The sequence below is a fragment of the Candidatus Limousia pullorum genome (assembly GCF_057405065.1).
On record NZ_CM171614.1, the window covers coordinates 449,623 to 474,405 of the forward strand.

The window sequence follows — 24,783 nt, forward strand, 5'->3', positions numbered from 1 at the left end:
CCACGTAGCAGGTGTAGCAGGAAAATAAGTTTTTCCCTAAAGAAGTGATTTTTTCGAATTACCTATAAATACTGCTACGTCTGCTACAAACCATGATGAAAAGGAGAAATCATATGCGTAATTACAAGTGCTACGGCACAAGGGATGGCAGGATGCCGATGACCATGCCAGACCCAGCAGACTTCGGTGACAGTCAGAAGGATGCGATCACCATGTACCACACAGAGGACGGCAAACCGGTGATCCTGCGCAGGAGCATCGCGCTGACACCCATGCCGTGGTGCATTCACAGAGGAACCAGCACCGTGTTCTTTAGCTACTACCGTGATGCTATCGAGCACTGCCGCAAGCGCGGCTACAAGGTGACCGAGGAAGGATGAGTGGCATGAGCTTAAAAGACAAGCTGTTCGGCAGCAGGCTCTTCGCTGTCGGCAAACGCAAATACAAGAAAGCCGACGGCTCCACGATCACCGTCACTAAGGACATTCGCTACACCGTCAAAGATGGCAGCAGCACCATCCACATGTACAGTCTGGATGATGTCGAGCATTACTGCGCCCGCTATGGTTATAACCCTATCCCCTGACAGGCAGGGGGAGGTCAAATCTTGCCAGCTTTTTATTCCCAAAACGGGCGCGGGGTCACACGTTAGATGGCGGGTTTTCAAGAGGGGGTATAGACCCATAAATCAAGTTTTCAAGAGAAATACATTTTTAGGAGGATTTTACAATGGCAGTTTATCCAATAATGAGTGTCGGCAAAGGTGGAAACACGAAGCATCCTATGCACTCATGGAACACAGAGGAATGCATCAGCAAAGATCACGAATTTTACTTGACGGATGAGCTCAGCGAATCCGGAAAGCGTTATCGTCTTCATGCAAGGGACGCACACCGCACAGATGATTTCCTGCCCTACGTGGTACTCTGTCCCGGCTGCGGCAGAGAAATGAAATGTGTTGGCGGTCCCAAGACCTTAAACACGCTCGGTTTGTACGAGTGTAAAAGATGTTTGAATTACTAAGGAGGAACAGAAATGTATCATAGCACTGAATACCACAGAGAATTTTGGAATGCCGCAAGAGGTAGAACCGTAACTTACAGCCACATCAGCGAGGGCAAAAACACTGCAAACGGCAGCTATCGCCTCCCCTCTGAGTCCGAAAAGAAGTTTGTCGCGGCTCGCAAGCAGGAAAACCTCCTGCGTCAGATCGCTACGGTGATGGATGCATTCAAGGGCGAAAATGTTGTGTGGGCATACGACAATGAGCCTGCCACTACTTGGCTGAACCAGCGCAACAACAGCAACTTCTTCCAGAACATCGTCTGGAATGCAACATCCTTGGCGCCTCCATTCTGATGCCGGAGGATTTCTGCAACGATGCAAACTTCGACGTGGAGTCTCACATCCTCAAGGACTTCGGTCGCAGCATTGGTCGAGCAGAGGAAGCAGCCTTCGTTAGCGGTGATGGCGTAGATGCCCCCAACGGTTTCTTGAAGGATGCAGCCATCGGTCACAGCACCGGCGACATTACCTACGATGATGTGATCCGCCTGTTCTTCTCGCTGGACAAGGAATATCGCCGTAATGCAGTGTGGATCATGAACGACGAGTCTGCTCTCAAGCTCCGCACCCTCAAAGATGCCAGCGGCAACTATCTGTGGAACCACACGGATAATACGATCATGGGCAAGCCGGTGTACATCTCAAACTACATGCCCAGTGAAGCAGCAGGAGCCAAGCCCATCGCCTTCGGTGATTTTAGCTACTACTGGATCATTGATCGCATGCCCTTCACGATGCGCCGCCTGAACGAGCTGTTCATCGCTAAAGGTCAGGTTGGTTATCTCGGCTACGAATATCTGGATGCTAAGCTCATTCGCCCCGACGCAGTTCATGTGATGCAGATCACCGAATAAAATGGGCAACCAGCGCAATTGCTAACTCTTTGCTAACAATGGCGATTGCGCTGGACTTTCCCCGTTCTTTCTGGCTTAATTGTCCTACCAAAAAGCAAGGAGGTCACTGCAATGACCATAGAGAAAGCACAGAAAGACTTCGATGAGCTGATCGCCAAGAACAGCTTCACCCTCGCAGGCTATACCAGCGACACCGGCCATCCAATCTATCACAGAGTGTGGAAACGTACGGTGCAGATCGCGTGGCAGGGTGAGCAGGAGGATACACTGGACGTGCGGATCCTGCTGAGCTGCGGATATCCGCTGGTGGTAGTGAAGCGGAATGGTCGGCAGGATCCCAAATTCATTCGGGACTACTCAAGCCCCAAAAGAGCAATGAACGCAATCCGCGAAATCGTCAGATTCGCAGGATTCGAATGGTAAGCAAAAACAAAAATCTATACGGAAGGAGGTCGATGCCATGGCAAGAAAACGCGTGGTCGCTTATGTGCGCGTATCATCGTCCAGCAAGGCACAGATTCACAGCTATGAGTTTCAGGAGCAATACTGGCGCGGTAAGTTTGATGGCGATCCAAACAATGAGCTGGTACACATATACGCCGATCGCGGGATTAGCGGTTGCAGCGCATACAAGCGGCCGGAGTTCATGAAAATGCTGCAGGATGCCCGCTCAGGACAGTTTGATGTTATACACACCAAATCGGTCTCCCGCTTCGCCAGAAACACCGTAGAGCTGTTAGAAGCAGTGCGAGAGCTGCGTGACACGGGTGTGGAGGTCATCTTCGAAAAGGAACAGATCAGCACCATGCAGCCCACCAGCGAGCTGTTCTTAACGATCGCGGCCACCATCGCAGAGAACGATCTGGAAGTGGATGCAAAGCGGCAGAAATGGTCAATCCAGCACCGCTTTGAAAACGGCTGGTATTCCATCGGCAGTAGCATGTATGGCTTCCGCATGGCGGCAAACAACACCGTGGTCATCGTGCCGGAGCAGGCAGAAGTAGTGCGATGGATCTACGACATGTACATCTCCGGGTGCGGATGCCTCGCTATCGCAAAAACCCTCAACGAAGCAGGGATCCCAAATGGAAAAGGAAACCCGTGGCGGCCAAACAATATCCTCCAGCTCATCAGCAATGAGAAATACATGGGCGATGTCATGATGGGTAAAAGCGTCCGTATCGACGGAGCCAAGTGCGATAACTTAGATGGTCGCTACGGCGAGCGATACTACATTGAGAACGCCCATGAAGGTATCGTCAGCAAGGAAACCTTCTATCGCGCACAGACAATACGGCAGGAGCGGGCAAACCCCAAGCTGGTAAAGCAGGAGCATCCCAGCTACCCGTTTACAGGAAGGATCGTATGCGGCTGCTGCGGAAGCACCTACCGTCACAAGGTCAATAACAGCGGCAAGAAATGGCGTAACGATATATGGGTCTGCGCCCGACAGGAACGGCAAGGCCGCGATCAGTGCGACAGCACACGCATCAAGGATACGATACTGCAAGAGAAGTTCATAGAAGCATACAATGAATTCGTTACCCGACGACCGCAGGGCAATACCATAGACGCCATACAGACGGTCGTACAGGAGCTCCAGCAGGAGGAAGAAAAGCTGGCTGGGCTGCTGATGCGAAAGCTCATCTCGGATAAAGCATTCCGCGCTGAGCAGCAGTCCATCAAGGCCAGAATCCGAGAGCAGCAGGAACACATCCGGCAGTTACAAAGAAACAATATACGAGAAAGCGATTATACAACAATTACAGACTTCGACGAAGCAAAGCTCAAGTTATTTGTAGAGCAAATCATAATGACGCCAAATCACGTGACCTTCCGCTTCTTCAATGGCGTGGAGATCACGAAGGAATATACAAACGGTCAGCCGGGTAACAAACCCGGCTGGAACAAGAAGGAGGTGTGATCATGGCACAAACAGCACCGCGTGTGGTGCGACGGATCCCGTCAGAAGCGCTATTCACCACAGGTCAGTATCGTAGGCCACAGATGGTAGTGGCAGCATACGCCCGCGTGTCGACCGAGAAGGAAGAACAGGAAGATAGCTTCGACCGACAGGTACAGCACTACACGAACCTGATCACGTCAAAACCGGAGTGGCAGTTCGGCGGTATCTATGCGGATCCGGGTATCACCGGCACTCGTGCTGAGAAGCGTTCAGACTTCATGCGCATGATACAGGCATGCCGCGATGGGAAGATCAACAAGGTGCTGGTCAAATCCATCAGCCGCTTTGCCAGAAACACCGTAGATGCACTCAACTACATTCGGGAGCTCAAAGATCTCGGTATCAGCGTGTACTTTGAGAATGAGAACATAGATACCATGACACCCGGCGGTGAAGTGCTGCTAACGATTCTCGCTGCCATGGCCGAGCAGGAATCACGAACCATGTCCACCAACATCAAATGGAGCTATCAAAAGAAGTTCCAGAATGGTGAGGTTATTCTGAACACCGGCATGGTGCTGGGCTACAAGAAAAGCAGCACCGGTGAATATGTGATTGCAGAGGATGAAGCAGAAACGGTGCTTCGCATCTATCGCGAATACCTTGCAGGGATCCCTGTGCCGCAGATCTGCCGAGAGCTGGAGGCAGACGGCATCACCACAAAGCGCGGCAGCTCACAGTGGCGGCCGAACGCAGTGCTGGGCATTCTCAAAAATGAGAAATACACCGGCAATGCTATCCTCGGCAAAACTTTCAAGCCGGACGTGCTATCCAAGCGTAGAATGAAGAACACCGGCCAGTCGCCTATGTACTACGCAGAGAACACTCATCCGGCGATCATCACGCAAGAGATGTTTGACATGGCGCAGGCAGAGATGCAGCGCCGTAGAGATGAAAAGGATACATCGGTTGGCAGCAGTCGATACACCAGTAAATATCCACTCAGTGGCTTGCTGGTATGCGGCACCTGCGGTCACCGCCTGCGCAGACACGTACGCACTGTCGGCAGCGGAAAGCGCGTGGCAGCTTGGGGATGTACCAACAGAATCAGCAACGGCCGATCGGTGTGCGACAGCCACCATATCAATGAGGATGTACTGGAGCGCACTATCCGAGCTGCATTCGACGGAATGGACGATGTGCTGGATGTGGTTGAGGAAAGCTGTGCAGAGGTTCTGGAGGTCGATAACCACGCAGAACTGGATCGAGTGCAGCAGGATATCATAACCATACAGGAGGCCGTCCTTGCCCTCCACAAAGCCCAGCAGCAGGGTGCGGTGAGTGAGATAGACTACGAGATCAAAATCGCCTCCTACAGCCAGCAGATGGACGAGCTGCAGGAGCGACAGCGAGAAATCAAAGCAACGGCAGGACGATTCGCGGAAGTGAAATACTGGATGGATGCCTTTAGGGAACACGTCCACAGCGGAGAAAAGATGGATACCTCCGACGCAGTAGTGCTCCGCCAGCTCACCGACAGAATTGTGGTGTATGAGGACCAGCCGGAAATCCATCTGCGGATCGGTGGCGCACTGGAGCAGAAGTATAAATAGAGGTTGCATACCACAAAAATTCAAAAATGTCAAGAGGGAATATTGCATTTTTTGAAAATTGAGTGTATAATAATTATGCGGAGGTGCGACTATGAACAATTCACATATAGCAACAGCTATCGCAATTAGAGATTTACATTGCTTTACTCTAGAATCAATTAACGATAGAATCCTGTTACAGAAGAAAGTATATTTGGCACAGGATATTGGTTTGCCTCTGGGTTATGGATATAGTTGGTATATTCATGGCCCATACTCTACTGATCTTACAGCGGTAGCATATCAAATTATTCCCGAAGGGGATACTGCCATTGAGAATCATTCGCTCAAAGAGCCTTATGCTTCAATGATTACAAGGGTTAATTCTTTAGAAAATGCTATCGATGAGCAGAATTTGACAATTAGCGTTGTACAATGGTACGAGTTGATTGCTTCTATTGCATATTGGTACAAGCGCGGATACAGTACCGAAGAAAAGGCAGTAGAAAAGATTCGGGCAACCAAGCCTCAATTTACAGAAGAACAAATCAAGGCGGGTTATTCCACCTATGTTGCTTTTAAAACCGCTGCATAAGGAGGAACTAAAATGCCGGATTTGTACGCAGCTGAATTTAATTATAAAATCATAAACGATCCAATATACGGGTGTATTAATCTTTCTGAAACGGAAGTACAGCTGCTGGATACTAGGGCTATGCAGAGATTGAGGCGAATCCGGCAAATGGGATTCGCCTCTTATGTTTTTCCGAGTGGAGAACATTCTAGATTCGTACACTCGTTAGGTGTTCTTTGCATTATGGGAAAAATGTGCGAACATCTTTATCGGCAATATGGCGAAAAAGATGGTTCTACCGCGTGTTTTACTATAGAAGACGCGCGCAAGGTGCGCATTGCGGCGCTATTGCACGATGTAGGCCATTTCCCTTTTTCCCACCTAAGCGAATGTGTTTATAGTTACATTGATAACGTAAAGACAACAGACGCAATGGTAGCAGGGCTTGATACTCCTGTTGACGATAACACCGGGCTCTTAGGTGACATCGCCAACTTCAAAAAAAGAAAAGCGAAAGACCATGAACATATGGGTGCTGAGGTTGTCCAAAAGGATCCTGAGATCGTGGCTATTTTAAACAGTGTAGGTGTATCTCCGGAAGAAATTGGACAGATAATCATTGGCGATACGCAGGCCAAACCCGTATATGCACAGTTACTACATTCAAGCTTAGATGCAGACAGACTAGATTATTTGCTCAGAGATTCCAGACAAGCTGGTGTATCTTTCGGCAATGTTGAATTAGAGTATATTCTCCGCCAGTTGAGAATTGAAAATTGTACTCTGCGCAGAGATAATGGAACAGAAGAAGCGATAGATCTCGTGGTTTTTGATATACGTGGTCAGCATGCTATTGAACATTTTTTGATGGCAAGATATTTTCATTATACTCAGGTTGTACAGCACAAAACGTCTTCTGCATTTGAGGCAATAGCAAAAGCGCTGGAATATAAAGTTTTGACTGCAACAACGACGCCATATCAGACATATGATGATATTGCCGGTTTGATTGGAACGGATGCTTTCTATCAGTACACCGATGATTATATGTGGGAAACCATACGGGATTACTGCGAAAACTCCAAAGATCCATATATCGTGGCATTGTGGGAATGCTTGAGTCAGAGAAAAAAGCCAACACATGTGCTTACCATGACCGACATTATCCCGAAGGCTGCAGCAAATCCTGTGGCTAACCCTGTTAATGACTCTGTCTATTTGTTAGCAAAATGGTTAATTCAAAACATGCATAAGGAGCTAGCCGCAGAAGCCGGGATAGACCCTGCATACATTGGATTTGTTGAAGCTAAAGTGAATCTGGAGTCCATTCCCTCTCATCTTAGGGCAGAAGATTGCTCGTTGGACAAGTTCCCTGATGATATACGTGGCGCAATTCGTATTATCGACAAAGAGGGTCGAATCTCGTTCCTTGCTTCTGATAACAAATCGCTAATTAACAAGATGGTTGACTTTACCTCAAATACACTTGACATCTTCATTATCGGAGACATTAGCACTGAAAAAGTTGAGGCACTGAAAAAGGCGATCTTATCGAAAGCGAGAAAAAGCTAACATTTACTTTTAGTGCAAACACCCCGCATTTACGCTCCGTTTGGTGCTAACATCGCAATTATAAACCACCAGATAATCTGGTGGTTTTTTGTTTTATATACTAAAATAACATAAAAAATCCAGCTAAGCGAGGCTATATAAAAGCTTCTGCCTGTTGGATTTTTTACTGCAATACATTTATTTATCTTTTTTCTTTTTTAAGAGCATTATTACAAACAAGGATAAAAGCATCAGTGAAATACCGACTTGTATAGGCAATTTACTTTGTCCTGTTTGCTGACTTCCCTGTTCATCTGTGGGTTTTGTCGAAGATGAGGTGGGCTGTGCAGGCTTTGAAGTAGAGTCAGTCGAGCTGGATGGCTCTTCATTTTCAGACCATTCTACCTTTGGCTCCACCGAAAAATTAAAAGTTATTTCATCATCTTCCATTATCGGCATAGTCAGCAAAAATGGAGCTGAACAGAAAACACCGTTTCCATATTCGTAATCATTTTTCATTGAAACAAGATACAGTCCTAATTCAAGCTGTGTAAAAACTGTTCTTCCGTTTATATCTGTGAAAGCAGACGCATACTCAAAATCATTCTTTTGAGCAAAATCATAAAGTGTTTTTGCTGCCTCTCTTTGGTATGATGCAGACATATCACCAAGCTGAGCTCCTGACGGAACAAAATCCTGTATCAGAGTCCATTCTCCGTTAACATATTCCCCTACTCTATACAGTACAAACTCAGCATTGCTTAGTTCCTCACGTTCACCGTCAGCGGTGACTCCATGACAATATATCTCCACTGAACCTTTCTGAGAATCTGCATTTACGGAAAACTGACAGCAGACCAGCAGGCATACCGCCATAATAAAAGCCAAATATTTGTTTTTTCTCATTTTCGTTTTCATGGTTATTCTCCTATTTTTTTCTTCTGCGTATTATTTTTATAATTTGATAAATTATAAAAGCGGCAATAATAACAGCTATTGCCAAAATAAGCATTTTTACTTCAAAAGGAAGCTGAGGTTCTATATTTATATCGGGCACATGAGTAACTGCAGTTGAATAATCTATCCTGTGTCCTCTGACCAGAAGTCTGTGAGTATTGACTGCATAGGGGGTACATGTAACCAATGTAACATAGTCTTCACCTTCAAACGGAACAAGACTGCCCGTTTCCTCTGGAAGAACAGTTTTTATATCGTCAACCTGATAAGCAAGCGTTTCGCCGAAAACCTTAATATAGAAAACATCCCCGTTTTCAAGCTTATCTATATTTGTAAAAAGTTCTCTGGAGGGCAGACCTCTGTGTCCTGTAAGAACACAATGGGTTTTCTCACCGCCTACCGGAAGTGACGTACCCTCAAAATGACCAACTCCCACCTGTAAAACAGATTCCTCAGTACCATGGTATATGGGAAGCTCTAAATTGATTTTTGGTATTTTTATATACCCCATCATGCCGGAATCGTTCATTTTTAAAAGGCTTTCATAAAGCTCATCAGGCTCTTTTTCTTCTTTAGAAAAGGGGTCTTTTATTTCGGTTATTTCTTCCCCTGCAAGCATTTTATTGTATTCAACAGCCGCTAAAAACATTTCATTCTTTTCGTCCTGGCTTAGCTGTTCTACCTGACTGTCGTAATCTTTTGTTACCCCTGTGTTCTTTAATTCGTAAAGATAGTTGCTTACCGACGGGTACAACAGCACGGAGACTGCAATCAAAAGAACTAAAATCCTAATAGCGTCAAAAATCCTTCTCTTTTTTTTACTTTTCATTGCGCTCTCCCTGCTGTTTATTCTTCCGGCGGAGAAATTCTTAAAAATCTCCGCCGGAGAATAACTAAATCAAACTAGATATAATAATACAAATTTTTAAAAACTCAAATTAGATTATGAATTCTTCTTTTTACGGCTGATTACGAAGCTGCCTGCAACTGCTGCTATAAGAGCAAGACCAACAACTGTAAAGATTACAGTACCCATACCGCCTGTCTCAGGAAGTCCTGTGCCCAAATTATTGATAAAATCAGCTTTCTTTATCTGTTCCACTTCATCGCTGTCGAAAGTTACATTTATTGAAGCAGGATTTGCTATATCATAGCCAACAGGAGGTGTAATCTGAGTAACTGTGTATGTGTCTTTGTCAAGACCCTTAATTGTCACTGTACCCTCATTAGGAAGTGTTATTGTCTCTGAGCCGCCAACTTCATCAATTACATAGCAGTCATTCTCTTCATCATAAGTAAGCTTTAACTTATTGCCGCCGGAATCTTTAACCTCAAACACACCGCCGCCGAGAGGATTGTTGCTTCCGTCTTTATCTGTTATAACCAATGTATGGTCAACAACCTTTGAAACGTCAGGTGTTGATTCGTTTGTTCCATCTCCTGAGAAATCAGGGTCTGTACCGTAAACAACCTTTGCAGAGTTGGTTTCAACATCTGTTACTATTGCCTTATCATTCAATGTTGCGCTGTATGTAATAACAATAGCTTTACCGGAATCATCTTTATAGTTTATAAAATTCTTTATTTCTACAGTAAGCTTTGTTTTGTCTGTTTCCACTGTTTCTGTAGCTACTGTAAAGTCAGTATCCTTTGTGAGAGGAGTTCCGTCTATTGTAACAGTCACAGCAGTTGTATTGTCAAAAGTAAGACCTGCTGACATTTTATCTTCAAGCTTGAAATAATATGCATCTTTTCCTGACATATCCGGTACAACTGTATTAACTGTAAAGTCAACCTTATCGCCTATCTGTGCAGAAGTATTGTCCTGTCCGTCTGCTTTTTTATCAACTGTAGGCTCTGCAACCTTAACAGCAGCATTTTTTGAAGCTGCGTCAAGCATTATAAGGTTTGCAGCATAGTTATCGCTGCTTGGGATTATAATGTAGTAACCATATGCAAGGTCTTCAAGAGTTACATCTGCTTTGCCTGTTCCTCCAGCAGTTTTATCTGCCTCGGTGCCGTTTTCTTCTATATATGCTGCAAGAGCAGTTCTCAATGTATCTACGTTTGTAGTTTTTACATAATCGTAAGCTTCTTTTACTGTTGTTTTTCCGGCATCTGTGGTGAAGAAAGCTGTAAAGTCAGTATCGATACGGTAAATCTTCTGAGCATCATTGCTTTCGTTTGCAGTGATATCAAACAATTTATATGCGGAAAAAGTTACGCCGTTTAAATCGTTTCCTCCATGCTGAATTGTGATACTTACTGTTTCTGCGGCTGATGCAGTTACTGTCATTGTCAAAGCAAGCACTACTGCAAAGATAACAGCCATTACTTTTCTTAACTGTTTCATGTTTACTTCTCCTTTTTTAATAAATATATATATTTATTCTTTCTGTCTCTTAGGTCTCTTCTTTTTTTGCCATACTTTGAGTATGTCATAAAAGCAAAGCCTCCCAAGAACAGAATACCAACCATATTAAGCAGAACAATGCCTGTTCCGCCTGTGCCCGGTAAGAATCCCGGAGCAGGTCTGTGATAATGTGTTACGTAGAAATTGTAATAATCTTCTACCTTTGTTTCAGACACATATCCGTCGGGAGTTTCGTATTCCACCGTATAGGTATAATACAAACGCTCTCCTGTTTCTTTATCTAATTCATAGCCCTTAAATGTTAAAGTATCTGAAGAATATGACCAAATATTTTCTGTGTCCACAGCATTATCGGCATTAAGAACTATTTCTTTTTCAATTTTTAAATCATCTCGTCCGGCAACAGTTCCTATGACTTTTATAGTTATATTTCCGGGTCTTATGCCGTCATAGTCTGACCAGTCGTCCCAGATATTGTGGATAGTCAACACAATAAATTCGTCCTCACAAGGGTCCTGAATGTCAGGCGGCAAAGGTGTTTCTGACGGGTCGTCCGGATTTGTATCCACGTTACCCATCAATACAGCTTTTGCGCCGCTTATATAAACATCAGCATAGACTTTTTCATTTCCGTCTGTGATAACCGCATTTACAAAATCTGTAAATTTCTCAACAGAGGTAATGTGATTTATTGTGTAAATATTATTCCATGGATAACCTCCGTCACCGTTGTAATCTGTCTGAAGTTCCTTGCTGTCATTTTTCAGTATCGGATAGCTTCCGGACGCATGACGGTAAACTCTGTAAATATTATCGTTTCCTTCAATTCCGGCGATAGTATTAAAGCTGTATACCGAATCAAGCTGAGTGACTCCTGTAAACGGTCCTACCTCGCCGTCTTTGCCCTTTACAACATCGCAGAAATACATATCGTTGTTTTCCAGCAAGCCTTCATGGTTGTATCCTACAAATCCGCCGGAGCTTCCCTTGTTCTTTTCAAGACCGGAAGCTGCGTCTGCGTCGTTTCCTGAGCCGCCGGCGTATACATCGTAGCCGTAGGAAATACCTGTAACGCTGGAATTTTCTATCTTTGTTCTGTTTGCCTTAATCAGGGAAACTTCCAAATCAGGCTGTTCACCGTCGATTTTCCAATCATGGTAATTTACCTTTACCGTGGAATCTCCTATTGAAACTACGAGCAAGCCGGAGCTTTCATCATCTGCATTAGGCTCTATTTTTACCGAAACCTGAAGTCCCAAAAGATTGAGGTAAACCACATCCCCCTCATAAAGCAGGTCAAGCTCTATCAATCCGGGTATTTTTATCTTAATAACATTTCCTTCTACAAGTTCGTCAGCTCTCAAAGCATCCAAAATAACATTAAGAACCGGCACAAGAACCTTAGTAAGTACTGAGCTAACCTGAATTTTTGCAAGATATGCATAGCTCGTTTCTCCGGCAAATCCACCGGCAATTTCTGCACTTGCAACCTGTTTAAGCTTGTCCACATTTGAATTGCTTATTCTTGCCAAGTCGCCGAAGCCTACAAATCCGCCTGCTTTTTCCTCTGTGCCGCCGAAGCTTGAAACCATAAATCCGCTTTCAACACCGGTAACATCACAGCTGTCAACTGTTGAACCGAATAAATCCAGAACACCTACAGCACCGTTTAGAAGAGGAACTTTATTGTCACCTATCTCAGCCTGATCCAAATCAACAAGACCGCTCTTTCCTGAATAGCCGATAAAGCCTCCTGAACTGTTCAAGGCAGAAACCGTTCTCAATCCGGAAACATCACTGTCTTCAACAGTAGAATTCATAAAGCTTCCTGCAAATCCGCCGGCGTTTCCTGTGTATACCTTTGAATCCATTGTACCGTATTCACTTGAGCTTTTTGCTGTAACTGTCAAGCCGTAATTTTCAGAACCGGTAACATGTGAATCGTATATATATGTTCTGAACATATTGGCAACGCTGGTATTTCCAAGCTTAATTAACGAAAGTATGGAAGTCGTATCATCCTTAGAAAGGTTTACAAGTGAACCTACATCTGCAAGACCTACAAATCCTCCGGCATGTTCTCCTCCGTAAACTTCTCTGAGACCGCTTATTGTTACTCCTCTGACTCCATGTTTTATTCCGTTGGAATCTTTCTCCTCTGTTCCGATTATTGCTCCGCTTACAGAACCTGCAAAGCCTCCTGTACTGTTTGAGCAGCACTCATTATTTGCACTGTCCTTGTAATATCCGCTTATTGTAGTACCCCAGCTGTTCCATGCGCTTATTTCAACATCCTTTATGGTTGAAACAGTTGCATTAAGAACGCTTACAAGGGTATCCGTATCTATAATATATTTAAGTATCTTATTGAGAAGACCGCTTTCATCTGCATTTAAATCAAGAGCACTTCCTGACTCGATACTTCCTGCAAAGCCGCCCACATCATAGGTTCCGCTTACTTTTCTAAGGTTAGTTACTGTTGTTTTATCTGTAACAATGCCTTCCTCATTTTCAATACCGGAAATCTGTCCGCCGACAATATATCCTGCAAAACCTCCGGCTCGTCCTGCCGTCTGACCTGTAATATGACCGCTTCCGTCTGTTTCAGTAATACCATAAGCTTCAACAGACAATCCTGAAACAAAGCCATTAACACGAGCACCTTTAACTACCGGTACAAATGCTTCTATTATAGAAAGATTATCAAGTATATTTATTCCTGCAAGACTAATCTCTCCGGCATTTGCCACACTGCCTGCACGCATATTTCCAACAAAGCCTCCGGCAGTTCTGTATGCCCTTACATTTGCAACGCTGTCTACAACGGCATTTTCTATGTATGCGCCGTCTATTCTTCCCACATAGCCGCCGGCGTCTCCTCCGATATTTCTATTGGAGGAAATATTACCGTCTCTGCCTGCCTCTACATTGAAGCCATAGGCAAAGTCATTTTTACGCTGTTCGTAAATAGCTTCTCTCTCTGCTTCACTCTTTTGGCTGTATTCATCAAAATACGAACCGTATGCTCCGGAAACTCCAACGGCTTCTGCCCAGCTGTCCCAGATATTAAAGTCCATATCAGTCATAGGACCGGAAACTCTTGTGTTTTTCTCTGTGGGATAAACTGCCTGCGCAGCCTGTAAAGGATTATTTAGCTTTACAACTCCAAAGAGCAATGACAAGGAGCCTGTATCCACAACATTTGCGCCCTCTGCCCAGCCTGTAAATCCGCCGGCATATTCAGAACCGAATACAGAACGGATTCTTATTGCCTGACAGGTATCTATCTGACCGCCTATGCTGTGTCCAACAAAGCCTCCGGCAGTTCCGCAGGCACTGCTTCCATCGCTTTCCTTTTCCGCTCTTACTGCGCTTCCGCATGGAATAGATAAAGCGTCTGAGTTTTCAACAAAGGGGACAAAGGACTGAAGCACGGAGGCAAGTCCGACGTTTGTGGAAATTAAACCTTTCAGAACACCGGCGTCCTCAACCACCTTTGCCACATCTCCAGGCTCCATAATTCCAACATATCCTCCGGCACTGTCTCTGCCTATAATATAGGCAATGTTGTCGGCATCGCTGTTCGTTACCTTTGAGCCGTAAATTCCGCCGGCATAGCCTCCGGCGTAACCTGAGCTGCCGTCTGTTGTGCTTGCAAGTACAGAGTAACCGCCTGCACCGCCGTTGACAGTTGAATTATCTACCTTAGATGCTGTGACATCCAATGCCTGGGTCAAATTACCCAAGTCGAGTATTCCCAAAACACTTATTGAATCAACCAGATTTGCGGTATTTCCTATATCAAGGAGTCCTGCATAACCTCCGGCATATTTTCCGGCGATTACTGAGTAATCAGATGAATTATCATAATATGCAGGAATATTCTTAGCCTCTAAATTATTCGGCTGATTAACAACCGTATGTCTAAGCTCGCTTACAGGGCTGTCAGAAATCTGAACGCCTGAGCCGAAACCTATGTAACCTCCGGCATAGCTGTCAGATATTCTTTCAGCTTCTACTTTTAATCCTTTATCAGAAGATTCTACAGCCGAATTTTTTATTACCGGCATGTACACATTAAGAACTGACAAGAGATTTGAAATATTGGTTTCTATAAGTCCGCCAAGCAGTGAAAGACCGCCGCCTTCTGCAAGACCTCCGGCATAAGCTTTTCCCACAAAGCCTCCGGCATAATGTCCTCCCTTTACCTGCTCAATTCCCTTTACCGAAACATAATCGGCTGGTATTTGAAGTTCTTCTTCACTGTTTATATGTCCGCTTTGGAAATCTCCTGCAAATCCGCCGGCTATGTCAGCCTCAACCTGCGGAAGAATTGTTCCGTCTTCCTCTTGATTAGATACAAAGGAAACCGAACACAGATTGTAATCCGGAACCATATAAGTAACTGCACTGAGAAGTCCTTCTATTGCAAGTATATCCTTGATAACTTCTCCATCTCCAAGAACATCCGCAAGTCCTGCTGTTGTTGACATTCCGGCAAAGCCGCCTGACACACCGCTTGTCATATCGGCTGAAACATTTTTAAGTCCCGTAACGGTACCTTCACTTATTGAAGCGCAGGCGCTGTAAGCCACAAAGCCTCCGGCGTAATAAGTGATAAGCTCTCCTCCGCTTCCTGTCGCTGAAACAGTTAAATTATTTCCGTTTACAGCAGATGACTCAATTTTTGTTTCTATAGCGTCGGCAACACTTAAAAGACTGTCTATTTTTACAAGTCCCAGACCCAAAAGGTCAAGACCGCCGCCGTTTACAAGTGAGCCTGTACCGGTTAATCCTACAAAACCGCCTGCATAATTTTCAGCGGTAACTTCCGATATATTGTTCAATACAACATTGCTGACTGTTCCGCCTATTGCTTCACCAAATGCGCCGCCTGCGTATTCCTTTGCCATTACTGTAAACTCTGTACCGGTTCCGGAAACATTGACTTCTTGAATATCAAATTTAATATAGCCTACCAATCCTACAGTTGTGTTGAGTATTCCGGCGGCACTTGCCATCCTTACATCTCCCACAACACCTCCGGAGTATTTGTTTCCTGCCGAAACACTTTTAAGGCCGGTTATTGACGGCTGAATATTTTGACCTGTATATGAAATATGATTTTTCGCAAATGGTCTTAGCTGATTTACATCTTCCGGAGCTGACTTAGCCAGTGTTAAGCCATCACTATATCCGGCAACACCTCCGGCATATGAGTCGCTTGCAGTTATTACAAGATTATTTCCTGTTACTGAAGCTCCGTAAATTTTTGATGGCTGAATACCGACAATGCTCAACAAATCGCTTGCATTATCACCTGTAAGCAATGTTCCCAGCAATTCCTTTACTCCGTCAAGCAATGTTTTATCGTATGCTCCGTAATCATCGCTTATTGTAAGTCCCCAGCCAAGAGATGAATATCCTGTAACGCCTCCTGCATATCTGCTTGCAGATACAGATGATAAATTATTTACCTTAACATCTACAAGGTAGCTGTTATTAAGGGTACCGCAAAAACCGCCGGCATATTTTCCTGAGCCTGTCACCTTTATGTCTGAACCGGTTACGGTACAATCTGCACACACAGACTGAACCCCGGCATTTGCCAAATCAACGCCCAGTGAACTCAACAAACCCTTTATCTCTGCATTTACCACTGCTCCTGCAAAGCCGCCTACAAAGCTGTCGCCTTTGACTTCCAGAGAGCCGTTTGTGTTGACCGAACAACCTTTAAGTATTGCTCCTTCCTGTCTTCCTGTAAATCCTCCGTTAAATTTCTTTGACGGATTTCCTACAGAGGTCATTGTTTCTGAATATGACACTGAACAATTTGTAACTACAGGAGAATAATATCCTATTGGGACAAGATTACCTACATCCAAAACTCCTCCGGCAAGCAAAATCGTCACCAGATCTCCCAAGCCAAGTATCGGTATAACATTTAATATCTGACTCAGCAAATCAAGAGTTGCTCCCAAAGCGCCGGTAAGCGCCTCGTACCTTGTTGTTCCGCTGACGCTTCCCACAAATCCGCCGGACATAGCCATAGGCGAATTAAGTGTTTCCAGCCCAAGAACATGGCAGTCCTCCACTTTCGCATCTCCCTGAATTCTTCCGGCAAAACCGCCCATGGCAAAAGTTGAAGGGTCAGTCTGCAAACCTGTAAGAATTTTATTAAACAGAGGCAATAGCAATACTCCTATTAGACTGAAATCTTTTTTTACCTCTGTCGATGTGCTTTGAATATTCACACCGCTTATATTGATATCTGAAACTATAGCTGTACCCTTTGATACTGTTTCTGTTGCATTTACTTCGTTGGATATAGTTCCGAAAAAGCCTATTCCGATATACTCATCAATAGGAAGCTTTCCTGTTTGATTTATATTTACGTTAGCAATCGTTACATTTTCTCCCTTTACCATGTTCAGACGACCATACATTTCGCCTGAAAACATAAGAGGAGTCCAATTTCCTGTAAGAGTGATATCTCTGAAAATAATGTAATTCTCGGAAGCTTGATATTTTTTTCCGGAATCTTCTATATCCATATTTGGATCAATTTCTCCGGTAATTTGGTTTACTCCGCAGCGGCCGGTAAGAGCTCCGGAAGCTTTTTCTATTTCCTGGAATCCATAATCCTTTTTACCGTTTTGCGCAGCTGTCAAGTCTGCGTCTCCGCCGTACAGCATTATAGGTTTTCCATCGGAATCGGTATCAACTTCCCACTTTGCACCTTTTAACTTAGCCTGATAAACAGCAGTATAAACTCTTTCATCTGTGCCTATGGCTCTCAGCTGAGCTTCATTTCCGATAAGTATATAGTCTTTATTTTCCTCGGAGTCATGATAAATTACCTGTCCTGCGAACTGTCTTCCGTCATTGGCTTCATTCAAAAGAATATTGGCCTTTAGTTCCGGCATTTCGGCAGTAAAGTTTTCCGAGAGAACATAGTTATGAGTTTTTGAATATGTTATGTAATTCTGTCCGTTCTCTTCACCGTCAGCATAAACAAACTGTCCCATTCCAAAGGTATCGGCGTTTGTATCCCCTGTCATTACCGGCTCTTTTTCAGAATTCTCGGAAGCCAGCACCATAAGCTGATAGTTGCTGTAAATGTATATGGTGTCTGTAGTTTCGTCATAGAGAACCGGATTTTCCGACTTATCTGTTTTCGCCGTAAAAGAGCCTGTAAAATTCTCAGGCAAACACCAAAAGTCCGGCGCACTTAAGCTTATACCGTTCATCAAAATATACTGCGCATCAAGGGAATAGGTTACAGCCTTTCCGTCAGCCGTTATATCCTCTCCTGTACCGAAGGTGCTTTCCTCTGTATCGCCGGATTTAACAGTCACGTTTGTTCCTATTGCCTTTAACTGCTCTGCGTTGTATATTTTTATTTTTCCCTCTTCAAAATAATCCTTCAACACAATTTCCTCTTCTGTATAAGGCTCTGTTGTGTTCTGAATTTCCGAAGAAGCATCTTCAGAAGCCTGTGTTTCCGAAGAAGCACCGGCGGTTTCCTCTGCAGTTTCTGATGTAACCTCGTCCGCCGTAACATCTGCAGTTTCCTCCGTATTTTCCGAAGAAGCTGCTGTGCTTGGTTCACTTTCGGCATTAGTCGTTTCTGCTGTAGAGGAACTTTCCAAAGCCTCTGTGGACTCTCCCACAAAAGAACTTTCCGTATAGCTCTGGACGCTCTCCTCATAGCTTTCGGGAGAGCTTGCAATACCTGTATCTTTGTCAGAAACCTCGTCAGCCAAAGCATACATAGGAGTTGCCTGCAGCAAGATAACTGCCGACATTCCCACGGCAATCAGCTTTTTGAAATTCCATTTCCGCAGCGGTTTTCTCATTTCTCATCACAACCTTTTTTATAGTCAATCAAAAACAAATCATTCCTCTAAGATAAAGCATTTTCTATAAATTCATATTATTATAATATTGTACATATTATATTAAAAATAAATTTTTTTGTCAAATGCAGTTTTATAACATTATAGTAATATTTATTTACTATAATGAACTTTTACGGTGATAACCTTTTATATAATATTTATATATTAGTCGGATATTTTGCTATAAGGGTTATTGAATTATTTTTTATCAATCAATTATCCAAATTTTTGTTTAATATTTATCATTTATTTACATACATATTACAGAATATAAAAATGACGCAAAATCTATAAGTCAACTACCAATATAAATTTTTTATAAAGTTTAATGCAAATATTAGCAATATATTAGTTATATTCTCTTTGATATAAAATATAAATTCCCATAATCCTATTTTTTTATTGTAAAAATATACTTCTTGCATCCAAAAAAACGTTTACATTATATTATGAATTTTATTGATTTTATTGTTTTTATAAGTATACTATCATTTTTAATTTATCTATCATATCAAAATTTCTTAAGGAATTTATTTAATTTAATTGCTATTCTATAGTAAATCAAATATATATGTATTAAATTGAAATTCGTAGCAAGTCACATTTTACTCCTTTTAATACATGCATTTTTAGTATTCATTGCACAATTTTTTTACAGATTTTAATGAGTGCAGACAGAAAAACAGACCCATGTCAGCAGGTTAATTCCCGCCAGCCCGGATCTGTTTTTGTTTATATTTTATAGAAGATGATATGTTCGCTGCCCTTTCTGTCTCCCTTGTCTAATGGGCATCGGTTGACATCCGCAAAATTCACCGTGCCAGCTAAACAGGATATATTTTATCCATGAGCGATAGATTTGCTACTTAATAGATCACCAGACTATCTGAAAGTTTTTGTTTTTTAGCCTGAAAATCATAAAATCTTATTAGGTAAAAAATAGGAAAAAATTTACCTAATAAAAAATTGCATTTAACAATAATTTAATATTTATACATAAATTTATAATATTATTTTCTTAAAATATCTACCGTTTCATGAAAATTATACAATAAAATAAGATAATGTTGAACAATAGTGTATTTACAAAAATAAAAAATGTGGTAAAATAATAAAAAATTTATTACCGGAGATAAAAAATATGCGCTATTATGATTTTTTAAATCCATCAGTTAACTTTATGGGACCTGGCTGTGTGGCTGTATTGGGCGAACGCTGCAAGCTCCTTAACATGCACAAGCCTCTCATCGTAACAGACGGATTTCTGGCAAAACTCGAGAACGGTCCTGTAGCTCAGTCTGTTGACTCTCTCGAAAAAAGCGGTTTGGAATATGTAATTTTCACAGGTGCAGAGCCAAACCCAAAGGTACAGAACTGCTATGACGGTCTTAAAATGTACAAGGAAAACGGATGTGACTCTATCATCACAATCGGCGGCGGCTCTTCACACGACTGCGGCAAGGGAATAGGTATTGCCGCTACTCACGAGGGCGACCTCACAGAATACGCCGGCATTGAAACTCTCACAAACGCTCTCCCTCCTCTTATCGCTGTAAACACAACAGCAGGTACAGCAAGTGAAGTTACACGTCACTGCGTTCTCACAAACCTTGAAACAAAGCTTAAATTCGTTATCGTAAGCTGGAGAAATGTTCCTCTCGTTTCCTTTAACGATCCTATGATGATGCTGGACATTCCTCCTGCACTTACAGCTGCTACAGGTATGGACGCTCTCACACGCTGTTGAAGCTTATGTTTCTGTAGACGCTAACCCTGTTACCGACGCATGTGCAATACAAGCAATAAAGCTTATTGCAAACAATCTGCGCCAGGCAGTTGCTAACGGTCACGATGTAAAGGCAAGAGAGAACATGGCTTATGCTTCACTTTTGACAGGAATGGCATTTAACAACGGCAACCTTGGTTATGTACATGCTATGGCTCACCAGCTGGGCGGTCAGTATGACCTGGCTCACGGAGTAGCAAACGCAATGCTTCTTTCTGTTGTTGAAGAGTACAACATCATGTCAAATCCTCAGAGGTTTGCTGATATCGCTCAGTTTATGGGAGAAAACATCGAAGGTCTTTCTGTTCTTGAAGCAGCAGATAAGGCTATTGCTGCAATGGCACGCCTTGCAAAGGATGTAGGTATTCCATCAAGCCTTAAGGAAATGGGCGTAAAGGAAGAGGACTTCGAGCTTATGGCAAATAACGCTCTTAAGGACGGCAATGCCGGAAGCAACCCAAGAAAGGGCACAGTTAAGGATATTATTAACCTCTTTAAAAAGGCTTATTGATAAATAGACCTGAAAAAGGGTACGGAAAACGCTTGTTTCCGTACCCTTATTTTTTTGATATTTAAAGAAACAATATCCTTTTATTTTTCTGATAAATCTATGGTTCTTGATGCGCCGTTTATTTTTATTTCTATTTTTCCGTTTTCACAATCCAAAATATCATAAAAGAATGTTGGAATTGTTTCGCTCTTTTCTATGTCCTCTTTTGTGAAAATCGGTTCAAAGGACACGTCGTTTTTATCGGTGACGCTTTTCATAAATTTAAGTATATCATTTCTGTTTTCAGCCAAAACGAAACACTTATCTGTTTCCGGCATATACTTACAGAAAATTAAAGTGTTCATCAACAGAGATTCACTGTCCAGCTGTTTCTCCACGGAATTCTCCACCATGAAAAGCATACTCCATTTTCCGGTCTTTAAATCTTTTTGGGAATAGTACAACGGGTATATTCCGCTGGATACATCGCTTTTTGCATCTACTACAAAGAAATAGTTTCCTTCATTGATAACTGTATAATCTTCAAAAACATGCTGTCCTACTGAGTATTCGATAGCCTGTTCCGGAGTATCAAAGCTTTTTATATTGCTTTCAATTATAAAAATACCTTTTGCCGCTAAGACTGATATTACTAAACTGAGAATAATACAAATGGCTGTTTTTCCCCTTTTTATGGGAATACGTTCTATAAGGAAAAACTGAAATATAATAAACAACATTAAAAATACAGATATCAACATCAAGCGAAGCATATTTATAAAATTTATATTGTTTACATAGGCGTACACAATAGAGCCGCACAAAATAAACGCTGCTGCCAGTTCAACAGCTACAGTTAAAACCAAAGCTTTCTTTTTCATTCCCGCAGACAAGAATCTTGTCAAAAAGATTTGATAAAAAAGGAATATCGCACATTCTAAGAATGATAAAATAGTAAACCCATTCATACATATTACCCCACAAATAAAAAAAGAAACGGCAACCCATAAAGGTTACCGTTTCTCCCTCTGCAAAGAGAATATTGTTTTGAAAAATTTCAGATATTAAAATTAGTCCCAATTAAGAGTGTCACGGTAAACATTGATATAGTCATCTGCGGAACGTGACCAGCTGTTGTCGCTCTTCATAGCTCTTTCAACAAGCTGCTGCCATCCGTCGTGATCTCTGTAACCCTGGAGAGAACGTCTTACTGCGTTCTGCATATCTGCTGTATCGTAGTTTCTGAATGTAAATCCATTACCGAAACCGTCCATACTGTCGTGAACAGAGTCTCTAAGTCCGCCTACCTCACGAACTACAGGAATTGTACCATAGCGCAAAGCTATCATCTGTGAAAGTCCGCATGGCTCTGCCTTTGAAGGCATAAGGAATATATCTGCACCGGAATAAATCTTTCTTGCAAGCTCTGGGATAAAGCCGATGCAAGCGCAAATTCTGCCCGGATACTTATTCTGCATGTATCTGAAGTAATCTTCGTACTCTGCGTCGCCTGAACCGAGGATTACAAACTGCATATCCTCTGTGTTCATGAGATGCTCAAGACCCATTCTTACAAGGTCAAGACCCTTATGGGAAACAAGACGTGTTACCATTGCAACCATAGGAACGTCTGCTCTCTGCTCGAGAGAAAGTCTTTCCTGGAGCTTACGCTTACACTCTGCCTTGCCTGCCATGTTGTTCAAAGAATAGTTTGCATAAACATTCGGGTCTGTTTCAGGATTGTAGTTGTCAACGTCGATACCGTTGAGAATACCGCAAAGCTTATAGTAACGGAGATTGAGCTCAGGGTCAAGACCGTGGCTGAACCATGGGTCTCTGATTTCTGAAACATAGCTTGGAGAAACTGTTGTAACTCTTACTGCTGTTTCGATTGCGCCCTTGAGGAAATTCAGGTTTCCGTTCATCTCCAAAAGATACTCGTCGCTCTTTGGAATACCAACGCACTCTGTGTTAACTTCCCAGCCATACTCGCCCTGGTACTGAATATTATGAATTGTGATAATATTCTTGATGTTTGCATACCATGGATTCTTTGAATAGAAAAGATAGTAGTATGTAGGAACAAGAGCTGTCTGCCAGTCGTTGGCATTGATGATATCCGGATGGAAATCGATATATGGGAGCATTTCAAGAATAGCTCTTGAGAAGAATGCAAATCTCTCGGCGTCATCATAGAAGCCGTAAAGAGCGTTTCTCTTGAAATAGTATTCGTTGTCTATGAAATAGTATGTGCAGTCATTCCAGCGAGCCCAGAAAAGTCCGCAGTACTGATGACGCCATGCAACAGGAACTGTAAAGTTTGTGATAAAGTTCAAAGTATTTCTGAGTTCCTGAGAAATTGTGCCGTAAAGAGGCATTACTATTCTGCAATCCTCACCTTTTTTGCACAATGTATGTGGAAGACTTCCTGCTACGTCGGCAAGACCGCCGCTGCCGGCATATGGGAGTGCTTCTGAAGAACAATATAAAATTCTCAACTGTAATTCCTCCTTGAGATGTTCTCAATATATTCTTTATGACAAATCAGCCGGCATCTTTTTCAATCCGACTTTTATTTTATCGGGCAATGCGTTTTACCGCATTGCCCATATTTATTAAATTAAACGATTGACTGCTTTGGAATATATGTTGGGCAGGTTACAAATCCCATAAGATTTCTGCCTTCCTTAACCTCTACGTCCTTATCAATGATAACATAGTTGAGGTTTGTGTTAGGACCAATCTTAGAATCCTGCATGATTACGCAGTTCTTAATCTTTGCGCCCTTAGCAATGTAAACGCCCTTGGAAATAATGCAGTTTTCAACTTCACCGTCGATAACGCAGCCCTGAGCTACCAAGGAGTTCTTAACGTGGCTTCCAAGACCATAGCGGCTTGGCATATCGTCTCTAACCTTTGTGTAGATTGGACGGTCGCTGTTGAAGAGCTGTGCTCTTACGTTTGCGTCCATAAGGCTCATGTTTACATCAAAGTAATCTGCTGTTGAGTTGATGAAACGGCAGTAGCCTTCGATTTCATATCCGCAGATTTTGAGCTTATCAACATTTACCTGAAGAACGTCTCTGTTGAAGTTCAATCTGTTGGAGCTTACGCAGCCCTCGATAAGCTGAAGAAGAAGGTCCTTCTTGATGATGATTGTACCGGTTGCCATGTTGTAGTAGTTGTCATCTGCGCCCGGCTTAATCAAAAGCTCTGTGATTCTCTTGTTAACGTCGAAGGAAAGAACTACAGGATTTGTACGCTTTGCAGGAATCTGCATGTATTTATACATAATTGTAATGTCAGCGCCTGTCTTCATGTGCTCATAGAATGCCTTCTGATAGTCAACATTTGCAACGAAGTCGCTGGAGCACATCAAAACATACTCTTCCTGACAGTGATTTATGTAGCCTCTGATGCTGTAGATTGTTTCAACCTTGTTGAGGGAACTGTTTGTTCCAACAGGAGGCAAAACTGTCAAACCTGAATGACGCTTGGAAAGGTCCCAAGCAGCGCCTGTACCAACGTGATCCATAAGGGAGAGGTAGTTGTTTCTTGCAACGATACCTACGTTGTTGATACCTGAATTTGTCATGTTTGAAAGAGGAAAATCTATCATTCTGTACTTGCCGCCTACAGGCACGCTGCCCATAGTTCTTTTAGCGGTAAGCTCAGGAATTTTATCGTCATTTATGTTGGAAAAAATAAGACCTAAAATATTATTGCTTCTCAT

17 protein-coding genes and 1 pseudogene are annotated in these 24,783 nt (G+C 42.9%); 11 read left to right on the forward strand and 7 right to left on the reverse strand.

The window, feature by feature from the left end; all coding sequences use genetic code 11:
* Nucleotides 1-113 precede the first annotated feature (113 nt).
* The 10 genes from CGICJO_RS02005 (at nt 114) to CGICJO_RS02050 (ending at nt 7,563) form a co-directional block, all read left to right on the forward strand.
* Nucleotides 114-380 carry a hypothetical protein gene (locus CGICJO_RS02005; protein ID WP_486499448.1) on the forward strand — a complete coding sequence of 89 codons (267 nt, stop codon included), beginning with the start codon at nt 114-116 and terminating at the stop codon, nt 378-380.
* 5 nt (nt 381-385) lie between these two features.
* Entirely contained in the window at nt 386-586 is a 201-nt protein-coding gene (locus tag CGICJO_RS02010; RefSeq protein WP_486499449.1) for a hypothetical protein, read from the forward strand.
* Between the two features lie 143 nt (nt 587-729).
* Nucleotides 730-1,023 (forward strand): hypothetical protein, encoded by a 294-nt coding sequence (locus CGICJO_RS02015; RefSeq protein WP_486499450.1) that lies wholly within the window; start codon nt 730-732, stop codon nt 1,021-1,023.
* Between the two features lie 12 nt (nt 1,024-1,035).
* On the forward strand, nt 1,036-1,359 hold the full coding sequence (locus tag CGICJO_RS02020; RefSeq protein ID WP_486499451.1) for a hypothetical protein: 324 nt from the start codon (nt 1,036-1,038) through the stop codon (nt 1,357-1,359).
* Nucleotides 1,281-1,919: a phage major capsid protein gene (locus CGICJO_RS02025; RefSeq protein ID WP_486499452.1), complete on the forward strand. Its 639-nt coding sequence runs from the start codon at nt 1,281-1,283 to the stop codon at nt 1,917-1,919. The genes CGICJO_RS02020 and CGICJO_RS02025 overlap by 79 nt, the downstream gene beginning before the upstream one ends.
* 111 nt (nt 1,920-2,030) lie before the next feature.
* Nucleotides 2,031-2,342 carry a hypothetical protein gene (locus CGICJO_RS02030; RefSeq protein WP_486499453.1) on the forward strand — a complete coding sequence of 104 codons (312 nt, stop codon included), beginning with the start codon at nt 2,031-2,033 and terminating at the stop codon, nt 2,340-2,342.
* 37 nt (nt 2,343-2,379) lie between these two features.
* Entirely contained in the window at nt 2,380-3,843 is a 1,464-nt protein-coding gene (locus CGICJO_RS02035; protein ID WP_486499454.1) for a recombinase family protein, read from the forward strand.
* A 2-nt stretch (nt 3,844-3,845) separates the two neighbouring features.
* The gene (locus CGICJO_RS02040) at nt 3,846-5,438 is read left to right on the forward strand and encodes a recombinase family protein (RefSeq protein WP_486499455.1); all 1,593 of its coding nucleotides are present in this window, start codon (nt 3,846-3,848) and stop codon (nt 5,436-5,438) included.
* 91 nt (nt 5,439-5,529) lie between these two features.
* Entirely contained in the window at nt 5,530-6,012 is a 483-nt protein-coding gene (locus CGICJO_RS02045; RefSeq protein ID WP_486499456.1) for a hypothetical protein, read from the forward strand.
* A gap of 12 nt (nt 6,013-6,024) precedes the next feature.
* Complete coding sequence (locus CGICJO_RS02050; RefSeq protein WP_486499457.1) at nt 6,025-7,563, forward strand: HD domain-containing protein; 1,539 nt, start codon at nt 6,025-6,027, stop codon at nt 7,561-7,563.
* 177 nt (nt 7,564-7,740) lie between these two features.
* Here the strand turns inward: CGICJO_RS02050 and CGICJO_RS02055 are convergent, their stop codons facing one another.
* The 4 genes from CGICJO_RS02055 to CGICJO_RS02070 form a co-directional block, all read right to left on the reverse strand.
* On the reverse strand, nt 7,741-8,460 hold the full coding sequence (locus CGICJO_RS02055; protein WP_486499458.1) for an isopeptide-forming domain-containing protein: 720 nt from the start codon (nt 8,458-8,460) through the stop codon (nt 7,741-7,743).
* A 10-nt stretch (nt 8,461-8,470) separates the two neighbouring features.
* On the reverse strand, nt 8,471-9,328 hold the full coding sequence (locus tag CGICJO_RS02060; RefSeq protein WP_486499459.1) for a class C sortase: 858 nt from the start codon (nt 9,326-9,328) through the stop codon (nt 8,471-8,473).
* 114 nt (nt 9,329-9,442) lie between these two features.
* Nucleotides 9,443-10,852, reverse strand: coding sequence for an isopeptide-forming domain-containing fimbrial protein (locus CGICJO_RS02065; protein WP_486499460.1), 1,410 nt, complete (start codon nt 10,850-10,852; stop codon nt 9,443-9,445).
* Nucleotides 10,853-10,854: 2 nt separating this feature from the next.
* Nucleotides 10,855-18,732 (reverse strand): hypothetical protein, encoded by a 7,878-nt coding sequence (locus tag CGICJO_RS02070; protein ID WP_486499461.1) that lies wholly within the window; start codon nt 18,730-18,732, stop codon nt 10,855-10,857.
* Nucleotides 18,733-19,915: 1,183 nt separating this feature from the next.
* On the opposite strand from CGICJO_RS02070, the pseudogene CGICJO_RS02075 reads away from it, so the two are divergent.
* Nucleotides 19,916-21,071, forward strand: a pseudogene (locus CGICJO_RS02075) (iron-containing alcohol dehydrogenase).
* Nucleotides 21,072-21,151: 80 nt separating this feature from the next.
* Here CGICJO_RS02075 and CGICJO_RS02080 read toward each other — a convergent pair.
* The 3 genes from CGICJO_RS02080 to glgD all read right to left on the reverse strand — a co-directional run bounded on the left by CGICJO_RS02080 (nt 21,152) and on the right by glgD (nt 24,783).
* Nucleotides 21,152-21,931 carry a hypothetical protein gene (locus tag CGICJO_RS02080; protein WP_486499462.1) on the reverse strand — a complete coding sequence of 260 codons (780 nt, stop codon included), beginning with the start codon at nt 21,929-21,931 and terminating at the stop codon, nt 21,152-21,154.
* 189 nt (nt 21,932-22,120) lie between these two features.
* Nucleotides 22,121-23,548 carry a glycogen synthase GlgA gene (gene glgA / locus CGICJO_RS02085; RefSeq protein ID WP_087378398.1) on the reverse strand — a complete coding sequence of 476 codons (1,428 nt, stop codon included), beginning with the start codon at nt 23,546-23,548 and terminating at the stop codon, nt 22,121-22,123.
* Nucleotides 23,549-23,670: 122 nt separating this feature from the next.
* A complete protein-coding gene (gene glgD, locus CGICJO_RS02090; RefSeq protein WP_087378396.1) occupies nt 23,671-24,783 on the reverse strand; it encodes a glucose-1-phosphate adenylyltransferase subunit GlgD in 1,113 nt (370 codons plus the stop codon).